15 protein-coding genes and 1 riboswitch are annotated in these 20,517 nt (G+C 30.2%); all 15 genes read left to right on the plus strand.

Features of this window, described 5'->3' with window-relative positions:
• The first annotated feature begins 264 nt into the window (after positions 1 to 264).
• Positions 265 to 1,953 (plus strand): phosphoenolpyruvate carboxykinase, encoded by a 1,689-nt coding sequence (locus tag UF10_RS02550; protein WP_106776253.1) that lies wholly within the window; start codon positions 265 to 267, stop codon positions 1,951 to 1,953.
• A 190-nt stretch (positions 1,954 to 2,143) separates the two neighbouring features.
• Positions 2,144 to 2,563 (plus strand): hypothetical protein, encoded by a 420-nt coding sequence (locus UF10_RS02555; RefSeq protein WP_106776254.1) that lies wholly within the window; start codon positions 2,144 to 2,146, stop codon positions 2,561 to 2,563.
• Between the two features lie 15 nt (positions 2,564 to 2,578).
• Complete coding sequence (locus UF10_RS02560) at positions 2,579 to 4,324, plus strand: ABC transporter ATP-binding protein (RefSeq protein WP_106776738.1); 1,746 nt, start codon at positions 2,579 to 2,581, stop codon at positions 4,322 to 4,324.
• Between the two features lie 229 nt (positions 4,325 to 4,553).
• A complete protein-coding gene (locus tag UF10_RS02565) occupies positions 4,554 to 4,946 on the plus strand; it encodes an ArsR/SmtB family transcription factor (protein ID WP_106776255.1) in 393 nt (130 codons plus the stop codon).
• An 86-nt stretch (positions 4,947 to 5,032) separates the two neighbouring features.
• Positions 5,033 to 7,246 carry a heavy metal translocating P-type ATPase gene (locus UF10_RS02570; RefSeq protein ID WP_106776256.1) on the plus strand — a complete coding sequence of 738 codons (2,214 nt, stop codon included), beginning with the start codon at positions 5,033 to 5,035 and terminating at the stop codon, positions 7,244 to 7,246.
• Positions 7,247 to 7,589: 343 nt separating this feature from the next.
• Positions 7,590 to 8,486 (plus strand): sigma-70 family RNA polymerase sigma factor, encoded by an 897-nt coding sequence (locus tag UF10_RS02575; RefSeq protein ID WP_242969051.1) that lies wholly within the window; start codon positions 7,590 to 7,592, stop codon positions 8,484 to 8,486.
• A 144-nt stretch (positions 8,487 to 8,630) separates the two neighbouring features.
• The gene (locus UF10_RS02580) at positions 8,631 to 9,557 is read left to right on the plus strand and encodes an AEC family transporter (protein WP_106776258.1); all 927 of its coding nucleotides are present in this window, start codon (positions 8,631 to 8,633) and stop codon (positions 9,555 to 9,557) included.
• A 101-nt stretch (positions 9,558 to 9,658) separates the two neighbouring features.
• A riboswitch (TPP riboswitch) is annotated at positions 9,659 to 9,767 on the plus strand.
• Positions 9,768 to 9,867: 100 nt separating this feature from the next.
• A complete protein-coding gene (gene thiD / locus UF10_RS02585; protein WP_106776259.1) occupies positions 9,868 to 10,689 on the plus strand; it encodes a bifunctional hydroxymethylpyrimidine kinase/phosphomethylpyrimidine kinase in 822 nt (273 codons plus the stop codon).
• A gap of 40 nt (positions 10,690 to 10,729) precedes the next feature.
• Positions 10,730 to 12,178, plus strand: coding sequence for a hydroxyethylthiazole kinase (gene thiM, locus UF10_RS09490; protein ID WP_106776260.1), 1,449 nt, complete (start codon positions 10,730 to 10,732; stop codon positions 12,176 to 12,178).
• Between the two features lie 133 nt (positions 12,179 to 12,311).
• Positions 12,312 to 13,619, plus strand: coding sequence for a phosphomethylpyrimidine synthase ThiC (gene thiC, locus UF10_RS02595; protein ID WP_106776261.1), 1,308 nt, complete (start codon positions 12,312 to 12,314; stop codon positions 13,617 to 13,619).
• A gap of 546 nt (positions 13,620 to 14,165) precedes the next feature.
• Complete coding sequence (locus UF10_RS02600) at positions 14,166 to 14,669, plus strand: RrF2 family transcriptional regulator (RefSeq protein WP_106776262.1); 504 nt, start codon at positions 14,166 to 14,168, stop codon at positions 14,667 to 14,669.
• A 108-nt stretch (positions 14,670 to 14,777) separates the two neighbouring features.
• Complete coding sequence (locus tag UF10_RS02605) at positions 14,778 to 16,880, plus strand: C39 family peptidase (RefSeq protein WP_106776263.1); 2,103 nt, start codon at positions 14,778 to 14,780, stop codon at positions 16,878 to 16,880.
• Positions 16,881 to 17,656: 776 nt separating this feature from the next.
• The gene (gene brnQ, locus UF10_RS02610; RefSeq protein WP_106776264.1) at positions 17,657 to 18,958 is read left to right on the plus strand and encodes a branched-chain amino acid transport system II carrier protein; all 1,302 of its coding nucleotides are present in this window, start codon (positions 17,657 to 17,659) and stop codon (positions 18,956 to 18,958) included.
• Between the two features lie 129 nt (positions 18,959 to 19,087).
• Entirely contained in the window at positions 19,088 to 19,498 is a 411-nt protein-coding gene (locus UF10_RS02615; RefSeq protein ID WP_106776265.1) for a universal stress protein, read from the plus strand.
• Positions 19,499 to 19,945: 447 nt separating this feature from the next.
• Positions 19,946 to 20,494 (plus strand): rubrerythrin, encoded by a 549-nt coding sequence (rbr, locus tag UF10_RS02620; protein WP_106776266.1) that lies wholly within the window; start codon positions 19,946 to 19,948, stop codon positions 20,492 to 20,494.
• Positions 20,495 to 20,517 lie beyond the last annotated feature (23 nt).

Consider the following 20,517-nt stretch of genomic DNA (forward strand, 5'->3'; position numbering starts at 1 on the left):
CTCATGTAGAGTGTCCTTTTGTTTTTTTATGTATTTTTACGAAAAGAGTTTGTTTTTTAAGGGATATTATATTTAATATAAAAATGGTTAGATGAACTTTTGTGGGTGAAAACGTTTGATTTTTAAGCTTATATTTTGTGAATAACATATTTTTATATACAAAAATAGAGCTGTATGGTAATATAGAAGATATATAAAATAATAATAGCGAACTATATTTATTTAATTGAAAATTTTGTTCGAAAAAATAAAAGGAGTGACATTATGGTAAACTATGGCGAAGGAAGTAAGAGTCCTATTATAATTAACTACAAGAATACCTACTTTAAGGATATATTTGAGTTGGCAAATAGTAGAGAAATGGATGAAATAATATTAGAATATATATCTGTTATAAGAAAAAGAAATGGAAAAATTGCAGAATATATTTTAAGAGATAAGTCTGTATATCAGGCAGCTTCTGATTATATAGATTGTTTAAAGAAATTATTAATATTTGATTTAAAAGATATTGAAGATGAATATCTTGATGATACTGATTTATTCCTAAAAACTTTTGAAGATATATATACTTTTTTTAGAAGTAGATTAAAATTCAGTGTTATTGAATTAAATGATAGTGCATTAACATCAAAAAGATTTATGGATATAGACAACCACTACAATAATTTGGTATTAAATTTCTATAGAACAATAGGTGAAAAGGTTCAGGGACATGCAAATAAAGTATATAGGCAACTAAATCCAGGATCAAATGCATGTATTTTATTAAATAAAATTGACTGGCCTACTGGTGAAACTTACAAAAAGTTATCTGCAATACCATTTATAGATACAATAATGCTTCGTTCACCTTTATTGGTTCATCCAGCTTCAAATAAAAGAGAAGGTGGATTTGACGAAATATTCGAACACCCCATGAGAAACTTTAATGAAAGCCCAGAAAATTGGTTTTGCTACCCTGCTAAGATAGGGGAAAGTTTAGCGTATATATATTTCCATAAGGATTTTATAGCGAGCGGAGTGTCACTAGCAAATTTATTTGAACTAGCAAACGAAGATGAGATAAGGTATCAAAAACCAGATTTAATTTGTCTGTTCGGTATGACAACAGATACACCTGGATGCAAGTTCTTCTATGATAGATATGAAGATATATTCGTGGGGCAGGTTGCATATGATAAAAAAGCTGAATATTTTGGTTATATAAAAAAGACTTGTCTAACACTTCATAATGCATCTATGTTAAAGAAAAAGAAACTTCCTATACATGGTGCAATGGTAAGCATTACACTGAATAATGGAAGTATTAAAAATGTAGCATTTCTAGGGGACTCAGGTGCTGGTAAATCTGAAACGATAGAGGCTTTGAGGATAATATCTGAAGATTCAATAAGAGATATGGATATTGTATTTGATGATATGGGAAGTTTCTATATAGAAGATGGTCAGGTATATGCAAAGGGAACAGAGATAGGAGCCTTTGTTAGACTTGATGACCTAGAGAGTGGTGCAGCTTATAGAGATATGGATAGAAGTATATTCTTTAATCCAGAAACTACAAATGCAAGAGTAATAATACCAGTATCTACATATAAAGATATTACCAGAGGAACAAAGGTCGATATGTTCTTATATGCAAATAATTATGATGATAAGATTGGGCTTCACTACTTTGAAAATTCAAAAGAGGCTAAGTCAGTATTTGTAGAAGGAAAAAGAAGAGCCTTAGGAACTACTGATGAAAAGGGCATAAGTAAAACATACTTTGCAAATCCATTTGGACCACAGCAAAAACAAGAACTAGCAGAGCCATTGATAGATGAAGTTTTTGAACAATTGTTTAAGACTAATATAAAGGTGGGAGAAATTTATACTCAGTTAGGAATAAGTGGTTCAGGTGAAGGAATCAAGGAATCAGCAAGACAGCTTCTAGATGAGCTGTATAAATAAAATAAAAAGATAAATAGAATCATCTGGATCTTCTAGTAGAGAATTTGGATGATTCTGTTTGATTTTTTTGTAAATTTTGAAGATATATTAAGTTTACAATCTAATTGAAAAAAATATTCAGTTAGATTATAATGGTTATATAGAAATCTTTATGTATTATAAAATATAATAGAATCTAGGTGGTGATTATATGGATAAGAATAAAAAAATAATAAAAAAAGCCTATACTCATGGTGTAATAATATTTATACTATTTATATTAGTAAATTTTATTTTGGATAGAATAGGAATAAAATGGGCTATATATCCATATCAAACAATAATTGCTATTATATTTTCATCTGTAATAATATTTTCTGAGATGACTATAAAGGTAAATAAGCAACAAAAATATAAAAAAAATAGATTTATATACATTATGATGGGAGCAATTTCCATGATTACAATAATATCATATGCTAGAGATGTTATCAGTGGTGCTGTTAAGGTAGTAAAGGACGGTGTGTTAACTGTTGAAAGTTGTATGGCAATTATAAGTATGATGTTTATGATTCTATTTATTTCATATGTTTATAAAGAATTGAAAATAAGGAAGGAGATGAATTCATAGTAAATGGACAAACCTATGAGTAATTTTAAATTAATAAAAAGTGTAGCACCTTATTTCAAGAGATATAAAAATATTTTAATCCTTGACTTAATATGTGCTGGCTTAACTACTGCTTCAGAAATGATTTTACCACTGATTTTAAGGAAAATCACAAACTTAGGTATGGTCGGTGGATCTGCGCTAAGCCTTGAATTGATTGTAAGAATGGCGATGTTGTTTGTAATTATCAAGATAGTGGAATTAGTAGCAGTATATTATATGGCATCAATTGGGCATATAATGGGAGCAAAGATAGAAACAGATATGAGAAATGATATATATATTCATTTACAGACTTTATCTGACAATTTCTATAATGAAACTAAGATAGGGCAAATAATGTCAAGAATGACAAATGACTTATTCGATATTACAGAGTTTTCTCATCACTGTCCTGAAGAATATTTTATAGGTGCTATAAAAATCGTGATTTCATTTGTAATTTTAGTGAGTATAAATGTACCACTTACAATTGCAATATTTATCATGATACCTATAATGTTTATAAGTTCAAGTAAGTTCAAAGATAAAATGAGAGTTGAACAGAAAAAGCAAAGGGTACATGTAGGTAACTTAAACTCAAGTATTGAAGATAGTTTGTTAGGTGTAAAGGTTGTAAAGAGCTTTGCAAATGAAGAAATAGAGCTTGAAAAATTTGAAAAAGATAATAATAACTTTTTATCTATAAAGAAGAGATTTTATAAATCTATGGCAGGATTCAACACTGTTAATAGAGCGATAGACGGTTTGATGTATTTGATAGTGATTGTGTTTGGCGGAGTACAGATGATTCGTGGAATGTTAGATCCAGGTGATATGCTAGCCTATGTAATGTATGTTACAGCACTTCTTACAACTGTTAAGAGAATAATTGAGTTTACAGAACAGTTCCAAAAGGGAATGACTGGTATAGAAAGATTTAATGAAATTATGGGGATTGAATCAGACATTGTTGACAGTGAAGATGCAATAGACCTTAAAGACGTAAGAGGAGATATTGATTTTAAAAATGTAAGTTTTAGATACAATAAGGGCTTAGAATATGTATTAAAAGACTTTGATTTAAGTATTAAGAAGGGTCAAAATGTTGCACTTGTTGGGCCATCAGGAAGTGGTAAAACAACTGTTTGTACTTTAATTCCAAGATTTTATGATGTAACTGAAGGTGGAGTATATGTTGATGGAGTAAATGTAAAGGACTTTACACTTTCTTCGTTAAGAAACAATATAGGTATTGTTCAGCAGGATGTATATCTATTCTCTGGGACAATAAAAGAAAATATAGCATATGGAAAGCCAGAAGCAACAGATAATGAGATTATTGAAGCTTCAAAAATGGCAGGAGCATATGAGTTTATAATGGAACTTGAAGATGGCTTTGATACATATGTAGGAGAAAGAGGAGTAAAGTTATCTGGTGGACAAAAACAGAGAATATCCATAGCAAGGGTATTTTTAAAGAATCCGCCAATTCTAGTCTTAGATGAGGCTACTTCAGCTCTTGACAATCACAGTGAAGCTATAATACAAAATTCACTAGAAGTATTGTCTAAGGGTAGAACAACTATTACGATAGCTCATAGACTTACAACAATACAAAATGCAGATGTTATAATAGTTATGAATGAAGAAGGAATTATAGAAAGAGGTAACCATGAAGAACTGATGGAAAGAAGGGGTTACTACTATAATTTATATACAAAATCTGATTTAGTAGATTAATGATTAAAATGTATATTAAAATACCTAGGAGAATTCTCCTAGGTATTTTTTATAAAAAGAACTTTAGGAAAATATTTGAAAGATATTTACTTTTAGATTTATCTGTTATATAATAAGTATAAAGAAACATATGAGCAATCATTCATATATGAGTGATTGCATATTTTTAAAAATACATATGAATACTTGTTCATATATTGTTATATACTTTATAGAAGGGAAGAAGCATATGGAAGATAATAAAAGAAAAAAAATAAAAACAGAAGATATAGAAGTATGTCAGACTCATTGTATACATTTAGATGCAGTTGATTCAGTCAGAAAAGAAACTCCATCAGAGGAGATGTTAGATGATTTAGCTGAGTTATTTAAAGTATTTGGTGATGGGACAAGAATAAAAATAATATATTCTTTATTTGAAAAAGAGTTGTGTGTTTGTGATATTGCAGAACTTTTAGGTATGACTCAATCGGCTATATCTCATCAGTTGAGAGTCCTAAAGAACAATAGACTTGTAAAGTTTAGAAAATCAGGTAAGACAGTATATTATTCTCTAGATGATGAACATATTAGAAGAATATTTGACTGTGGTCTGTGTCACGTTAAAGAAATGTATTATTAAAAGTAATAAATTATATAAAATATAATTTAGAAGGGAGGAAGGGCAAAATTCTATAAAAATATAGAAGAATACTTGCCTTATTCAATATGAAAAGTATAGAAATAATATTGGGTGGTTTAACTTGTGCAAACTGTGCAAGTAAAATTGAAGAAAAAGTAAAAAAAATGGACGAGATAGAAGAAGCACATTTGAATTTTATAAAGAGCACTCTAAGTGTAAAGATAAAAGATGGTTATGAGGAAGAGGAAGTTCTATCAAATATTATAAAGCTAGTAGATAAGATTGAGCCAGGACTTAATATATCACTTAAGGCTGATAGTAACTTTGATCCTGCAAGCTCAAGCAAATATTGTTCATCATCTTCATGTTCTTCTGATGGTCATGGACACAATCACGAGGAATCAGATGGACATAGTAATGAACATAGTCATGAACATAGTCATGAACATGGTGATAATGATTTAAAAATACTGCTAACAGCTATAGTCTTATATGCAGCTGGAATGATTTCCAGTCATTTTGGAGCACCTAAGGCAATATACTTATTGCTTTTTGCTTCTTCTTATATAATAGCAGGATTTGACGTTATAAAAGCAGCAGTAAAAAATATTATTAATAAAAACCCATTGGATGAAAACTTTTTGATGACAATTGCAACTGTTGGTGCGATTGCAATAGGTCAATATCCAGAAGCTGTTGGTGTAATGTTATTTTATGGTATAGGAGAATACTTAGAATCAAGAGCTGTTAATAAATCAAGAAAAAATATAGAAGAATTAATGAATATAAAACCTGAGGTGGCCAATTTAATAGTAGATGGTGAAGTAAAAGAAGTTGCTCCAGAAACTATAAAAATAGGCGATCATATAATGGTTAGAGTTGGAGAAAAAGTACCACTAGATGGAGTAATAATAAAAGGTGAAAGTAGATTTGATACATCTGCAATTACAGGTGAATCAGTTCTCAAGAGCATAGCTGAAGGCGAAGAAATATCATCAGGTGTAATAAATAAAAGTGCTGTGATAGAAGTAGAAGTAACAAAAACATTTAAGGACTCTACAGTATCAAAGATATTGGATATGGTTGAAAACGCTACTAGTAAAAAGTCAGAAACAGAAAACTTCATTACAGTATTTGCAAGATACTATACACCGATAGTAGTTGCCTTGGCTATTGCGGTTGCAGTATTGCCTCCGATATTTATGCAAGAAGCATTTAGCAAGTGGCTTTATAGAGGACTAGTATTCTTAGTTGTATCTTGTCCTTGTGCACTAGTTATATCAATACCACTAAGTTATTTCTCAGGTATAGGTGTATCATCTAAAAATGGTGTCCTTGTAAAGGGAAGTAACTATCTAGAAGCTTTAAAAAAGGTAGATACAGTAGTAATGGATAAGACTGGTACGATAACAAAGGGCGTATTTGATGTTACTAATATTGTATTAGGAAAAGGAATAGAAGAAAAAGAATTACTAAAGTATGCCAATATAGCAGAGTCAAGATCATCTCATCCTATAGCAAATTCAATATCAAACTATTGTAAAGATAAAGTAATTATGGATTCAATTAAAATAGATTCATATGAAGAGATTGCAGCACACGGTATAAAAGTCATCTATGAAGGAAAAGAGATACTAGCAGGTAATTCAAGACTAATGACTGCAAATGATATTGAGTTTAGTGAAATAAAAAGCTCATCAACAAAAGTATATCTAGCAGTTGATAAAGTATATTACGGTTGTATTGAAATTTCAGATCAGATTAAGGATAATATGAAGTCAACAATAGAAGATATGAAGTCAGTAGGTATAAATAAGATAGTAATGCTGACAGGAGACTCTAAAAATGTTGCTAAAGAAGTCTCTGATGAAATAGGAATAGATAACTATTATGCAGAGTTGCTTCCAAATGATAAGGTATCCTTAATAGAAAAAATAATGTCTGAGAAGAAAGAAGATTCCAAAGTAGCTTTTATAGGAGATGGAATCAATGATGCTCCTGTAATAGCAAGAGCGGACGTAGGTATTTCAATGGGCGGTGTAGGAAGTGATGCAGCTATTGAAGCTTCAGATGTAGTATTTATGACAGATGAAATATCAAAGATAGTTCCAGCTGTAGAGATTGCAAGATTAACAGGAAAAATAGTATGGCAAAATATAATTATTGCCATAGGTATAAAAGTATTGGTATTAATTCTTAGTTCAGTAGGTCTAGCTAATATGTGGGCAGCAATTTTTGCCGATGTAGGTGTGACATTAATAGCAGTACTAAACTCTCTAAGAGTTTTGAGGTATAAGTAGTAAAGTTAACATACACAATCAATTTGTAAAATGTTATACTATTTATATATAAATCTCAAAAAAATATCTGAAATTGTAATAAATCATAGCAGTTTCAAGGATTTTAATATAAAAGAAAAAATTATAAGATTAGGTTAGAAAAAAAGAATAAAGCCTAAGTTAAACTTATATTTCATATATTTAAAAATAAAAAGCATTAAAAACCTATATCTAGAGTATAATTAGATATAGGTTTTTTTATAATATAAAATATAAATGCATTAAAAAGGTTTATTTTTTTAAAAATTTGACTATATTATATAAAATAATTTTAAAGAAAATGAAGGTGGTGATTTTTTTGAAGGTGGGAGATGTTAAAGTTCAAATTGACCAGTATATGAAAGAGTTTGATTTAGACCATGATCTTATAGAAAGTATTGAAAAAAACAATGAAGAAGTATATCTTGATGTCGAAGATCAAAATGATCATACTGATAGAATACTTGTCTGGAACAGTTCACATGGTGATATTTTGGCTAGGGAATTATTTATATTGGATAAGTTGGAATATGTAGAAAAGATAGTAAAGTCTGACTCAGATATGATAGGCTACAAACATAAGGGATTGGAAGAAGATGATTTAATACAGACGGGAGTAATAGGAGTCATAGAAACTATAGATAGATATGATTTTAGAAAGAGTGTAAAAGTAAGGACTTTTTTAGCATCTAGAATTAGGTTTGCAATTAAAAATGCCTATAGAAAATATGGATATGTTTCTATATCTAGAGAAGCAAACTCTGTATATAATAAATGTTCTAAGCTATATGATGTATCTAATGAAAAAATACCCATAGAAGCCTTAAAGTGCCTATCTGATAAATACGATATTGAAGCTAAAAAAATAACTGAATCTATACTTGCAGTTAAGACAGGAAACTCTGTACTACACTATGATACGGAAGGATATATAGAGGCGGACAATAAAACTTTGGGAAAGCATTGCAATAAAGTGGTAAGCCAATATCAAAATAAAATGGGAGAAATATTTGACTATAGATTAGCTTTAGATGCAATATCAAATCTTAATATTAAAGAAAAATATATAATAACAAAAATATTTATTGAAGATAAAACACAAAGAGAAGTTGCAAAAGAGTTATCTTATTCAGTAAATACAGTTGGTAAAATAAAAAAAAGAGCTTTAAATAAGATAAAAATAAAAATAGTAGATTATAGCGAATATAATGAAATAGAGTAATAGCATATAAAAAATAAATGATTTAGAGAGGTCAGCACTTGTAAAAATATCATAGTTAGAATGAATAGATAGTAAATAGATTATAGATTAAGGCTCTTTCTTATGATATACTAAGTATGTTATTATCAAAAAGGAGGACAAGCTATGAAGGTAGTATTTATTAATGTATTAATACTATTCATTTTGATGTTTATAGGCTATATTCTCGGTAAGCGTGGTACCATAGCACATTCATCTATTAATGATTTGACAAACTTATTGATAGATGTCAGTATACCAGCAACTATTATAGTGTCTATGATAAGACCGTATAGCTCTGAATTAATGAAAGATACAGTTAGAGTTTTAGTGATAATATTGATATATCATCTAGGAATAGCGGCTGCATCTTATCTTCTTACAAAGATATTGAAGGTAGATGACAAAAAAAGAGGGGCATGGATATTCGCTATGGTCTTTTCTAACAATGGATTTATTGGCTATCCTCTTATGTATGCAATTTATGGTCAGGAGGGTCTGTTTATAATGGCCATGGGAAATATTGTACAAAATGTATTAATATTCTCATTAGGGGTAAAGATGATTACTATGAATTATGAGCTGGATGAAAAAATCAGGTTGAAAAATATACTTTTAACAAGACAGAATCTAGCAATAGTGATAGGGATGACATTATTTATTAGCCAAATTCCAGTGCCAGGGGCAATCGTTTCCTTATTGACCTATTTAGGAAATCTTACAGCGCCACTATCTATGATAGTAGTAGGCCTATCACTTTCAAGATACAATGTGAAAAACATGTTTACAGATTCTGAAGCGTATAGGATGACCATTTTCAGAATGGTTATAATACCGATGATTATTTTAATAGGATTTAAACTAGGAGGAGTTTCTGCAAATAAGGATTTACCATTTGCTATATTATTTTATACAGCAGCACTTCCAAGTCCAGCACTTACTTCAATTATGGCAGAAAGATATAATACAAGTGCAGAATTTTCATCAAGGTGTGTATTTATTACAACGATAGCAAGTGTAGTAACTGTACCACTGTTTGCAGGATTACTTTAACGAAAAGGTTTACAAAGATAAAAAGTTGTGCTAATATAAAAATATAAGCTTGAGGCAGAGGATTAATACTTGTGTCTTGAGAGATTCAATATGAAAATAAAATATTTGTACAAGGGTGCTGATAAAAATCGGCTGAGATAAGAATGTGATTCTTGACCTTTTAACCTGATCTGGGTAATGCCAGCGTAGGAAGGAACATATATTAGTAAAATTATAATATACGTAAACGCGAGCATATACCTTAGGGTATGTGCTTTTTTTATGCCTTTAAATAGACTATAAGGCTTTTACTAAAAGGAGGAGATATATAATGAAGAAAGTAATTACGATAGCAGGATCTGACTCTAGTGGTGGAGCAGGTATACAGACGGATCTAAAGACTTTCGCATCTTGTGGAGTGTATGGTATGAGTGCTATTACTGCGATTACAGCCCAAAATACAATGGGTGTAAGAAGTGTAGAAAATATATCTGATAATATGGTTAAAGATCAGATAAAAGCTATATTTGAAGATATTGATGTAGATGCTGTGAAAATTGGAATGCTTTCGGATATAGAAATAATAAAGGCAGTTTGTGATATGCTTCTGGTTTACAAACCTAAAAATATAGTTTTAGACCCTGTTATGATTTCAACATCAGGTTTTGATTTGATAAATACTCAGGCAAAAGATATTTTGGTTAGGGAGCTTATTCCAGTAGCTGATATTGTTACTCCGAACTTAGCAGAAGCAAGATGTATAGTTCATCATATAGATAAAACAAAACTATTAGATCTTGAGTCTGCAGAGGATATGGTAGAGGCTGGAAAAATAATTAGTAATTATAGCAAAAATCATGTCCTAATCAAGGGTGGACACTTGCTAGACAGACCTTGTGATGTTCTTGTAAGAAAAGATTTAGAGGTATTTTACTATGACAACCATAGAATAGATACAAAAAATACACATGGAACAGGGTGTACACTTTCTTCTGCAATAGCATCAAACTTAGCTTTGGGATATTCAGTAGAAGAAGCAGTAGGAAATTCAAAAAGATTTATAACAAATGCAATTGAAAATTCTCTAGATATAGGACATGGATGCGGACCAACAAATCCTATGGGAGAAATATATAAAAGTCTTGGTTGGTAATAAAAATAGATAATTACACCATAATTATGGAGGTAGCATTATGAAGAAAAAAGCAATAATAAAAGAGTTATGTGAGGCAATTGAAAAAGTTAGATCAAAAAAGCCACTTATAGAACAGATAACAAATTATGTAACAATAAATGATTGTGCAAATGTAACACTAGCCATAGGAGGGTCTCCAGTAATGGCTGATGGAGAAAAAGAAGTTGAAGAAATGACTTCTATAGCAGATGCACTTGTACTAAATTTTGGGATAATAGATGTTCAACCGCTTGAGACTATTGTAAAGGCAGGTTTGACAGCAAATAAGAAAAATATACCAGTCGTATTTGATCCTGTAGGAATGGGGTCTATAAAGTATAGAAGTGAAGCGATTTTAGAACTTTTAGAAAAAGTACATATGGATGTAATAAAGGGGAATGCTTCTGAAATAATGTCACTTGCAGGTATAAAAACCAACACAAAGGGAGTAGATTCCAACGAAGATAGTATAGATGCAATAGATTCGGCTGTTAAGATAGCCAATAAATATAGATGTGTATGTGCAGTAACTGGAAATACAGACATTATAACTGATGGAAGAAATATAATAAAGGTATACAATGAATCAGATATTTTATCATATATAACAGGTACTGGATGTATGATAGCCTCTCTAGTAGGAAGCTTTTTAGGTGCGGGAGTATCACCTTTAATAGCAGCTTTGTCAGGAGTACTGGCAATGAGTATATCAGGTGAGCTGGCTATAGAAAGAGAAGAAGTAGAAAAAAATGGTATTGGAACATATAGAGTAGATGTAATGAATAATATATATCACTTTTCTCCTGAAATTTTAGAAAAAAATATCAAAATAGATTTAGAAAAAAGAGAATACAAGTATTCTATGTACTTAATTACAGATGAAGATGCCTGCCTAGGTAAAGATATATATCAGTGTGTAGAAGAAAGTTTAAAAGCAGGAGTAAATTTAGTACAGTTAAGAGAAAAAGAAATGTCTACTAGAGATTTTTATAAAAGAGCAAAAAAACTAAAAGAACTATGTCACAGATACAATGTTCCACTTCTTATAAATGACAGAATTGATATAGCACTTGCAGTGGATGCAGATGGAGTTCATTTGGGTCAGTCGGATATGCCTATAGAAGTAGCAAAAGAGATTATAGGACATCAAAAAATAGTGGGAATATCAGCTGGAAATATGGAAGAGGCTATATCAGCACAAAAAAGTGGTGCAGATTATATAGGTGTCGGAGCAGTATTTACTACTAATACAAAGAAAGATGCAGATTATGTATCAAAGGAAACTTTATCTGAAATGACTAAAAAGCTTCATATACCAGTATTAGCCATTGGAGGAATAAAATTAGACAATATAGACCATTTAAAAAATACAGAAATAGATGGAATATGTGTTATATCAGATATCTTGAACAATGATGATTGTAAGAAAAGAAGTGAAGACTTATTGAATGCTTTTAGAGAACTTTAAAATAATAATTGAAATTTCAATATTAAATAAAAGCCTATAAATATATAAAAAACTAAGAAGTAAATGGCATCTTGATTGACTCAAGTTCTTAGTTTATATAAATAATACTTTAAATTTACTTGGAGGTAATAAAATGTATAAAACACAAATGGAAGCTGCAAAAAAAGGTATTTTAACAGATGAAATGAAGAGAATATCAGAAAAAGAACATATGGATCCAAATCTATTGATGAAAAGGGTAGCTGAAGGAAAGATAGCAATACCAGCTAATAAGAATCACAAAAACTTAAAAGCAGAAGGTGTTGGAGAAGGACTTAGTACTAAGATAAATGTTAATCTTGGTATTTCAAGAGATTGCCCTGATGTAGATAAAGAGTTAGAAAAGGTACAAAAGGCAATAGAAATGGATGCTGAAGCAATAATGGATCTAAGCTCTTTTGGTAAGACTAAGGAGTTTAGACAGAAATTAGTAAATATGTCTACAGCAATGATAGGTACAGTGCCTGTATATGATGCTATAGGATTTTATGATAAAGAATTAAAGGATATTACATCTGATGAATTTTTAGATGTTGTAAGAAGACATGCTGAAGATGGAGTTGACTTTGTAACTATTCATGTTGGTATGAATAGAGAAGCTATGAATATATTCAAGAGAAATAAGAGAAAAACAAACATAGTATCTAGAGGTGGATCTTTAATGTATGCTTGGATGGAGTTAAATGATGCAGAAAACCCATTCTTTGAAAGATATGATGAACTATTAGATATTTGTGCAGAGTATGACGTGACTCTAAGCTTAGGAGATGCACTAAGACCAGGATGCATAGATGACTCTTCAGATGCAGCTCAGATAAAAGAACTTATTACACTTGGAGAATTGACTCTAAGAGCATGGGAGAAAAATGTTCAGGTAATAATAGAAGGACCAGGACATATGTCAATGGATGAAATAGAAGCAAATGTTGTAATGCAAAAGAAACTTTGCCACGGTGCACCTTTCTATGTATTAGGACCAATAGTAACTGATGTTGCTCCAGGATATGATCATATTACTTCAGCAATAGGCGGGGCTATAGCAGCTGCTGCTGGTGTTGATTTCTTATGTTATGTTACTCCAGCTGAACATCTAAGATTACCTAGCTTAGAAGACATGAAGGAAGGTATAATAGCAACTAAAATTGCTGCACATGCTGCAGATTTAGCTAAGAAGGTTCCTCATGCAAGAGATTGGGATAATGCTATGTCAGATGCTAGAGCAGATCTTGATTGGGACAAAATGTTTGATTTGGCAATAGACAATGAAAAGGCTAAAAGATATAGAGAAGAATCTACTCCTGAACACAATGACTCTTGTACAATGTGCGGAAAAATGTGTTCAATGAGAACTATGAAAAAAGTAATGTCAGGGGAAGATTTAAATATATTAAGAGAAGGCTAAAATATAGATTTTTATATTTTAAGCTATAAATCTCTAGTTAAATATATAGAGGGTAAAAAGATATGCCTATTTTAGATAAAGGCCATTTAAATAGTGATTAAAAATTCCTAATTTTAATAATAAATGAAAGAGGGCTCGTATTTATGCGAGTCCTTATTTCAATTGCTTTAAATTAATCAAAGTTTTCTTCATTATATATCCTAAAATACATTGTCAAAAAAGATTTTATAAAGATGATAAAAAGTTGTTTCTTATATGAAAAAATTATGAGAAAAATTATAGATACTAAAGAAAAAGATTATTTTTGAATTTCAATAGATTTTTTGAAATATAAGATGTATAATTTATCTATTAGGAAAATTAAAGGATAGAAGTATAAAGTTGCAAAATCAAGTGTGTATTAATATTTTGATAATAAGCAGTATAAATGGGTAAGTATATAGTATCAAATTATTATTTTATTAATTGTGGACTATATTTGTTGGCAGTGTTTTAGAATTTTGTCAATGAATTATTATTTATATAAAAGATGGAGGGAGCAATTTGATGAGTGAGTTTATTATAGCACTTCATGTATTGGTATTTTTATCTCATGATAGAAAATCAAGATCAAGTGAAGAGTTATCAGAAAATCTATGCACCAATCCTGTTAGAATAAGAAAAGTAATGTCTAGATGTAAAAAGGGTGGGCTTGTTACAACTAAGGCAGGCGTAAATGGTGGATATATGATAGCCAAAGAGGGAAAAGATATAAACCTAAAAGAAATATATGATGCAGTTGGTGTAGCGATTATAGAATCAAAATGGCATTCAGGCGATATAGAATCTGACTGTTTGATAGCAAGCGGAATGGCAGAATATGTAGATGAGTTATTTAATTACTTAAACAATGAAGTAGTAAGTCTTTTGGAGCTTATCACACTTGACAAAGTTGAAGAAAAGCTAGGTCAGATAAAGATAGAAAAAGAGCTTAGAGGTGAAAAAGTTTGTTCTGAGAATGGCAAATTAAAGACAGGCAGTTCAGTAGATAGTGAAGGAAAAGAGAAGTAATTAAAATAGGAGTATAGTACTTCTATTTTTTTGTTTAAAAAATGTACAAAAATGGTGTTTTATGTTATCATTAGGAGGGAATACTCTATTTGAGAAAGGGGGCAAAACATGGCTTCAAATAGCAGAAAAAGTACGAGATATACGTATAAAGGAAACAATAAAAAAGTAGAAAACAAGTATGCTAATATATATCAAGATTTAAGTGAAAAAGAAGAAATATATAAGTCTAATGTTTTGAAAAAAATTCATAAGCTGTCTGATGAAGAAAAAGAAAAAGAAGAAGAAGAGAAGGCAAAGAAATTAGAAAGTAAAATTTTATCTACAGAAGAGGCTGAACAAAATGCTCAAAGGAGAAGACAAGCAGCAAGAAATCAGAAGAGAATTGCAACACATAAATCCTCACCAGTATCATCTAGCAAAAGAGCTTCAGAGCTAAGTAAGCTTGAAAGCATTGAAAAGCTAAAAAGAGAAAAGTGGGCTTTAAAAAACAATAATACAGAAGATAATATTGATACAGATATAGATATTCAGGACACTTCTGAAAGGAAGAGAATAAATCTCGGTCAATTAGAAGATGATAATTTAGGATATACAGGAGATAGCTTTGAAGAATTGGGAGATATCTCTACAGTAGAGCCTATAGTCAATGATGCTGAATATATTCGTCGAAAGGCAAGAGAGCGTGCATTGATGGATAAGTCTAATGTAAAAATATACAAAGAATATTCTGATTTCGAAAGACCAAATATTGGTAAAAAAAGAGAAAATAAAGAAGACGACAAGTTGAGTATTTCTAGTGAAGAAGATAGCAGTGATTTTGACACAAAAATTTTAGACAGTTCAATCTTAGACATTCCAACTTTAGAGGAAAAGATAAGTGCTTATGAGGATGATGAAACTACTAAAAGAGAAATTTTAAAAAACGAGCAGGACATCAAAGAACGTGAAAGTGAAATTGAGAAGATCTTAAAGCTTAAAGAAGAAAAGTTTGCTGACACAAATGAATCGACAAACTCAGACAGAAGCTCAAGAAGAAAATCAAGAACGCAAAGAAACAACTTTGATGAATCAAGTTCGCAGTCAGTTAATAACTCAAGAGCTAACAATAGAAACAATGTATATAGGAAAAGTACTGCCAAAAAAGAAGGAAAATTAAATATTAAAAAAATAGGTGGTATAGTAATTATACTGTTTTTAGTAATTATTTTTGTGGCAGCGGGTATTGATAAGTTTAAAAGTGATAAAACAAAGACTACTCCAAAAAATACAGCTACTACTCAGGTAAAAAAGGAAGATGAAAAGTCTAAAACAGAGAAAAAAGAAGAGAGTATTGAAGAAAAAATCAATAAATTGGAAGTTATTAAAGGTAAGTTAAACGCAGATGAATCACAGAGAATGGACTATATAATTGAAAATATCAAGTCATATCCAGAAAATATGATTAATTTGTTAATAGCAAATCCAGAAACAATTGATTTTGTTTATAGCTATAAAGATAAAGATAAATATAATGCTAAAAGCTTAGAAGGTAATATAAGCTCTAGTTACTACGTTGATGGAAGCGTTCCTCTATATTTACAGTGGGATAGAAGATGGGGATATAGAAACTATGGCAAGGAAATGATTGGACTATCAGGATGCGGACCAACGTCTTTAGCGATGGTTGTAAGGCACTTTGATAGAGGGTCTAATGTTAATCCATATGATGTTGCAAAGTACAGTGAAGAGAATGGATATTTATCTAAAGATAATTTCACGAGCTGGAAGCTTTTCGATACTGGTCTTAAAAAATATGGACTAGAATCTAGGGATGTAGTTCCAGTAGAAGCAAAAATGAAAAAAGCTTTGGATGACGGACAGATATTAATAGTAAGTGTAAAGCCAGGAATTTTCACTGAAAGAGGACATATAATAGTTATTAAGGGTTATAATAAAGAAGGTGACTTCTTGATAAATGATCCAAACAGTATAGTTAATACCAATAAATCTTGGTCATATGACGAGCTGAAAAATGATCTTAGAAAAATATGGGCAGTAAGTGAAATTGGTTCTTCAAATTATAGCTCATCAGATGATACAGATAGTTCATCTAATACAAGCTCAGAAGCTGAAGGATCTTCATCAAAGAGTTCATCTGAATCAAGCTCGAATCAAAGTGACAATTCAACAGGAAACTCAGATGATCCTAGTATAATACAGGATATAGAGTAGTTTAAAAGTTTACAAATTAGATAATATATATAAGTATATTTTTAATCAAAAGATACTACATTTTGTAGAAAAAGCAAGATTTATATTATCAAGCATAGTGTGTATAGTATGATTTCTAAAAAAATAGTTTATTAAAAAAAATAAATTAAAAGAAAAATTGAAATGAAATATAATATAAAAATAACATTATATTATTAGGCTAAATGCAGGGCATAGATAATCGAAATAATAGATTTAGAAAGTATGGAATAAGATTTCTAATCAATTATTTTATCTATGTCCTGCTATTTTTATATTATTAATATTCAGTAGAGCTTATAAAAATTTTATGAAAATCATCTTAAATACACAAAAAGTGTAAAAAAAACACAAGAAAAAGTGATAAATAAAAAACAATTAGAAAATAATGAATATTGAATAAAAAAATTCAAAAAACTTGTAAATACCAAAGAAATGCACATTAAAGACATAATAACGTTTTCAAGTTTGTTTAATATATTAAACAAATATCCAAGTACTAGAAGAGGAAAATAAGTGTGAATAGCAATTAAAAAGAATATTGTATTGGGGAAAACTAACATAATAATAAGAGAAAAGCATCATAAATCTTTACTATATTAAATAATCTATAAAATAACAAAATCAAATTGTCTATAATATGATGCCCTTGACACCTTTATTATATAAAACTATAATAAAAGATGTAAGTTAAAAAATGAATAATAATTAATCTTTTCATCTAATAAGGTGGAAAAAATTAAGGAGGAAAAATTATTATGAGTAAGAAAAGTAGCGTAAAAGACATATTTGTATTTGGATTTGCATTATTCGCTATGTTCTTTGGCGCAGGTAATCTTATATTCCCACCGTACTTGGGAATTATAGCAGGTCCGAATTGGTTCACTGCATTTGCAGGTTTCACTTTTTCAGATGCGGGTCTAGCTCTGTTAGCGGTTATAGCAATAGCACTTTGTCAAGGACACATAATGGAATTATTTGGAAGAATAGGCAGAATTCCTGCACTTATACTTAGTTTTGTAGATATTATGTGTGTTGGGCCATTAGTAATCATACCAAGAACAGGGGCTACTACATATGAAATGGGTATAACACCTTTATTTGGAGACAATGTTCCACTTCTTTTAGTTGTAGTTATATTCTTTGTTCTAACATACTTACTGACAGTAAGGCCTTCAAAGGTTATAGATATAGTTGGACAAGTTCTAACACCATTTTTAATTATCGCATTATCAATAATTATAATAAAGGGTATAATATCTCCTCTAGGTCAGCCGATAGCTCAGCCTATGATTGAAAACGTATTCAAGAAGGGTATATCAGATGGTTATCAGACTATGGACTGTTTTGTTTCTATAGCGGTCGGATCAGTTCTTATGTTAACTCTTGTAAATAAGGGTTATACAGATCCTAAGGATCAGGTTAAGATATTAGTTAAGGCTGGACTTATAGCGTGTGTTGGACTAGCTTTAATATACGGTGGACTTGCTTACCTAGGTGCTACTGTATCAAGCATGTATGACATAAATGTACAGCAGTCAAAGATTATAGTTAATATAACAGAAAGCCTATTAGGCGGACCTGGAAAATCTATACTTGCAGTTGCTGTATCACTAGCTTGTTTAACTACATCAATAGGGCTTACATCAGCTACTGCAGAATACTTGACTATGATATCTAATCATAAGGTTAGCTATTCTAAGTTTGTATTGTTTATATGTATATTTGCAACAGCTGCAGCTACAATGGGTGTAACAGGATTAGTTAAATTTGCAAATCCAATACTTGCAATAGTATATCCACCTACAATTGTGCTTATATTCTTGGCTTTTGTTAAGGATAAAATTCACAGTGATTTAGTTTATAAGCTTTCAGTTGGTGTAACAGTGCTAGTAAGTGCAATAACAGTTTTATCAGAAAAAGTTCCTTCACTAGGATTTATAAATAACCTACCAGGTGGTGATTTAGGATTCAACTGGGTGCTTCCTGCAATAATAGCTGGAATAATAGGACTATTAATCAGTGGAAACAAAGAAAGTAAAAAAATTGCTAATTCTTAATTGAATGAATATTTTATATAGTAAGTCATATTTAATTGACTAATACTTCTTTTAGGTATATAATATAATTAAGCAATAGTATTATTAACTATTTAAAAGATTACTTTTTTGGCAGGAGGAGTGTTATTTATGAAAACTACTAAGATATTAGTTCCAATTGATGGTACCGAAAGAAGCATGCATTCTTTAGATTTTATCAAGAATATTTATGAACCAGGCGATATAGAAGTTACTATAATGAACGTTAAAGAGTTAGTGTTTGTAGACGGGATTTCTATGAGTGATGAAATTAAAAATTCAGAGAAATTTGGAAGAGAACTTCTTGAAAAAGCTAGAGAAGTAATGGACGGCTATGATGTTAGCCTTTACTTTACATTTGGTTATGCAGGTGATGAAATTGTTAAAAGGGCTAAGAATGATGATGTAGAAATAATTGTAATGACTAAGTCAACAAAGACAGGACTTACTAGAATAATAGGTTCTTGCACATCATATGTATTGAAGCATACGACTTCTACAGTGATGGTAATACCAGAATAATAATAAGGGCTACCTGCATAAGCAGGTGGTCCTTTTATAATTATATAACTTTTACATATCATAGATTATAAATTAGTTATATGTATGAGTCAGCAGTTTTTATAATATAAAGTTATAAGATATAAAATAAATTTTAGGATAAATTAATAGTGAAATAAAGAGAGAATTATACTATACTAAAATAAAAAAAAGATTTAAAAAGTAGTAAATGTTATCATTTATATGTTTTAATAAAACTATATCAGGGTATAATTATAATATTAGAGCGATAAATGTGTTATTAATTTATAGTAAGCTATTGTAAGTATTGGAATGATAGTATTATTTCCTATAAAAGTAGCTTGACAATTAAAAAAATAAAAGGTATAATCAATAGTAATAATAGTAATTATTACTGTTATTGTGACTGTAATATGTTTTTTATAAAAATTTAAGGAGGATGTTGTAATGACTATTGAACTAAAGGGAACTAAGACAGAAAAGAATTTAAATGAAGGATTTGCCGGCGAATCAATGGCAAGAAACAAGTATACTTACTTTGCTTCTCAGGCAAAGAAGGAAGGATATAATCAGATATCTGATATATTCCTAGAAACTGCTGACAATGAAAAGGAACATGCTAAGCTATGGTTTAAGGCTCTTAGTGGAGGAGAAATAGGAACAACTGAAGAAAACCTATTGGCAGCCGCAGAAGGTGAGCATTATGAATGGACTGATATGTATGTTCGTTTTGCAGAAGATGCAAAGGAAGAAGGATTCAATGAACTAGCAAGATTATTCGAAGGTGTTGGAGCAATAGAAAAGACACATGAAGAAAGATATAGAACTTTACTACAGAACTTAAAGGATGGTAAGGTATTCGAAAAGGATGAAGTAGTTGTTTGGAAGTGTCAGAACTGTGGACATTTCCACGTATCTAAGAAGGCTCCAAAGATCTGTCCAGTATGTAAGCATTCACAGGCATTCTTTGAAGTAAAGAGTGAAAACTGGAGATAGTATAAGCTGATTTAATTTAATGA

The organism is Peptostreptococcus russellii (genome assembly GCF_003012055.1).
In the GTDB taxonomy this organism is placed as follows: Bacteria; Bacillota; Clostridia; order Peptostreptococcales; family Peptostreptococcaceae; genus Peptostreptococcus; species Peptostreptococcus russellii.

Bases quoted from the DNA above. Each gene is read 5' to 3' on its own strand.
- UF10_RS02570 (WP_106776256.1), top strand. From the start codon at position 5,033: ATGAAAAGTATAGAAATAATATTGGGTGGTTTAACTTGTGCAAACTGT.
- UF10_RS02615 (WP_106776265.1), top strand. From the start codon at position 19,088: ATGAAAACTACTAAGATATTAGTTCCAATTGATGGTACCGAAAGAAGC.
- thiM (WP_106776260.1), top strand. From the start codon at position 10,730: ATGAAGAAAAAAGCAATAATAAAAGAGTTATGTGAGGCAATTGAAAAA.
- UF10_RS02565 (WP_106776255.1), top strand. From the start codon at position 4,554: ATGGAAGATAATAAAAGAAAAAAAATAAAAACAGAAGATATAGAAGTA.
- thiD (WP_106776259.1), top strand. From the start codon at position 9,868: ATGAAGAAAGTAATTACGATAGCAGGATCTGACTCTAGTGGTGGAGCA.
- rbr (WP_106776266.1), top strand. From the start codon at position 19,946: ATGACTATTGAACTAAAGGGAACTAAGACAGAAAAGAATTTAAATGAA.
- UF10_RS02605 (WP_106776263.1), top strand. From the start codon at position 14,778: ATGGCTTCAAATAGCAGAAAAAGTACGAGATATACGTATAAAGGAAAC.
- UF10_RS02580 (WP_106776258.1), top strand. From the start codon at position 8,631: ATGAAGGTAGTATTTATTAATGTATTAATACTATTCATTTTGATGTTT.
- UF10_RS02555 (WP_106776254.1), top strand. From the start codon at position 2,144: ATGGATAAGAATAAAAAAATAATAAAAAAAGCCTATACTCATGGTGTA.
- thiC (WP_106776261.1), top strand. From the start codon at position 12,312: ATGTATAAAACACAAATGGAAGCTGCAAAAAAAGGTATTTTAACAGAT.
- UF10_RS02550 (WP_106776253.1), top strand. From the start codon at position 265: ATGGTAAACTATGGCGAAGGAAGTAAGAGTCCTATTATAATTAACTAC.
- UF10_RS02560 (WP_106776738.1), top strand. From the start codon at position 2,579: ATGAGTAATTTTAAATTAATAAAAAGTGTAGCACCTTATTTCAAGAGA.
- brnQ (WP_106776264.1), top strand. From the start codon at position 17,657: ATGAGTAAGAAAAGTAGCGTAAAAGACATATTTGTATTTGGATTTGCA.
- UF10_RS02600 (WP_106776262.1), top strand. From the start codon at position 14,166: ATGAGTGAGTTTATTATAGCACTTCATGTATTGGTATTTTTATCTCAT.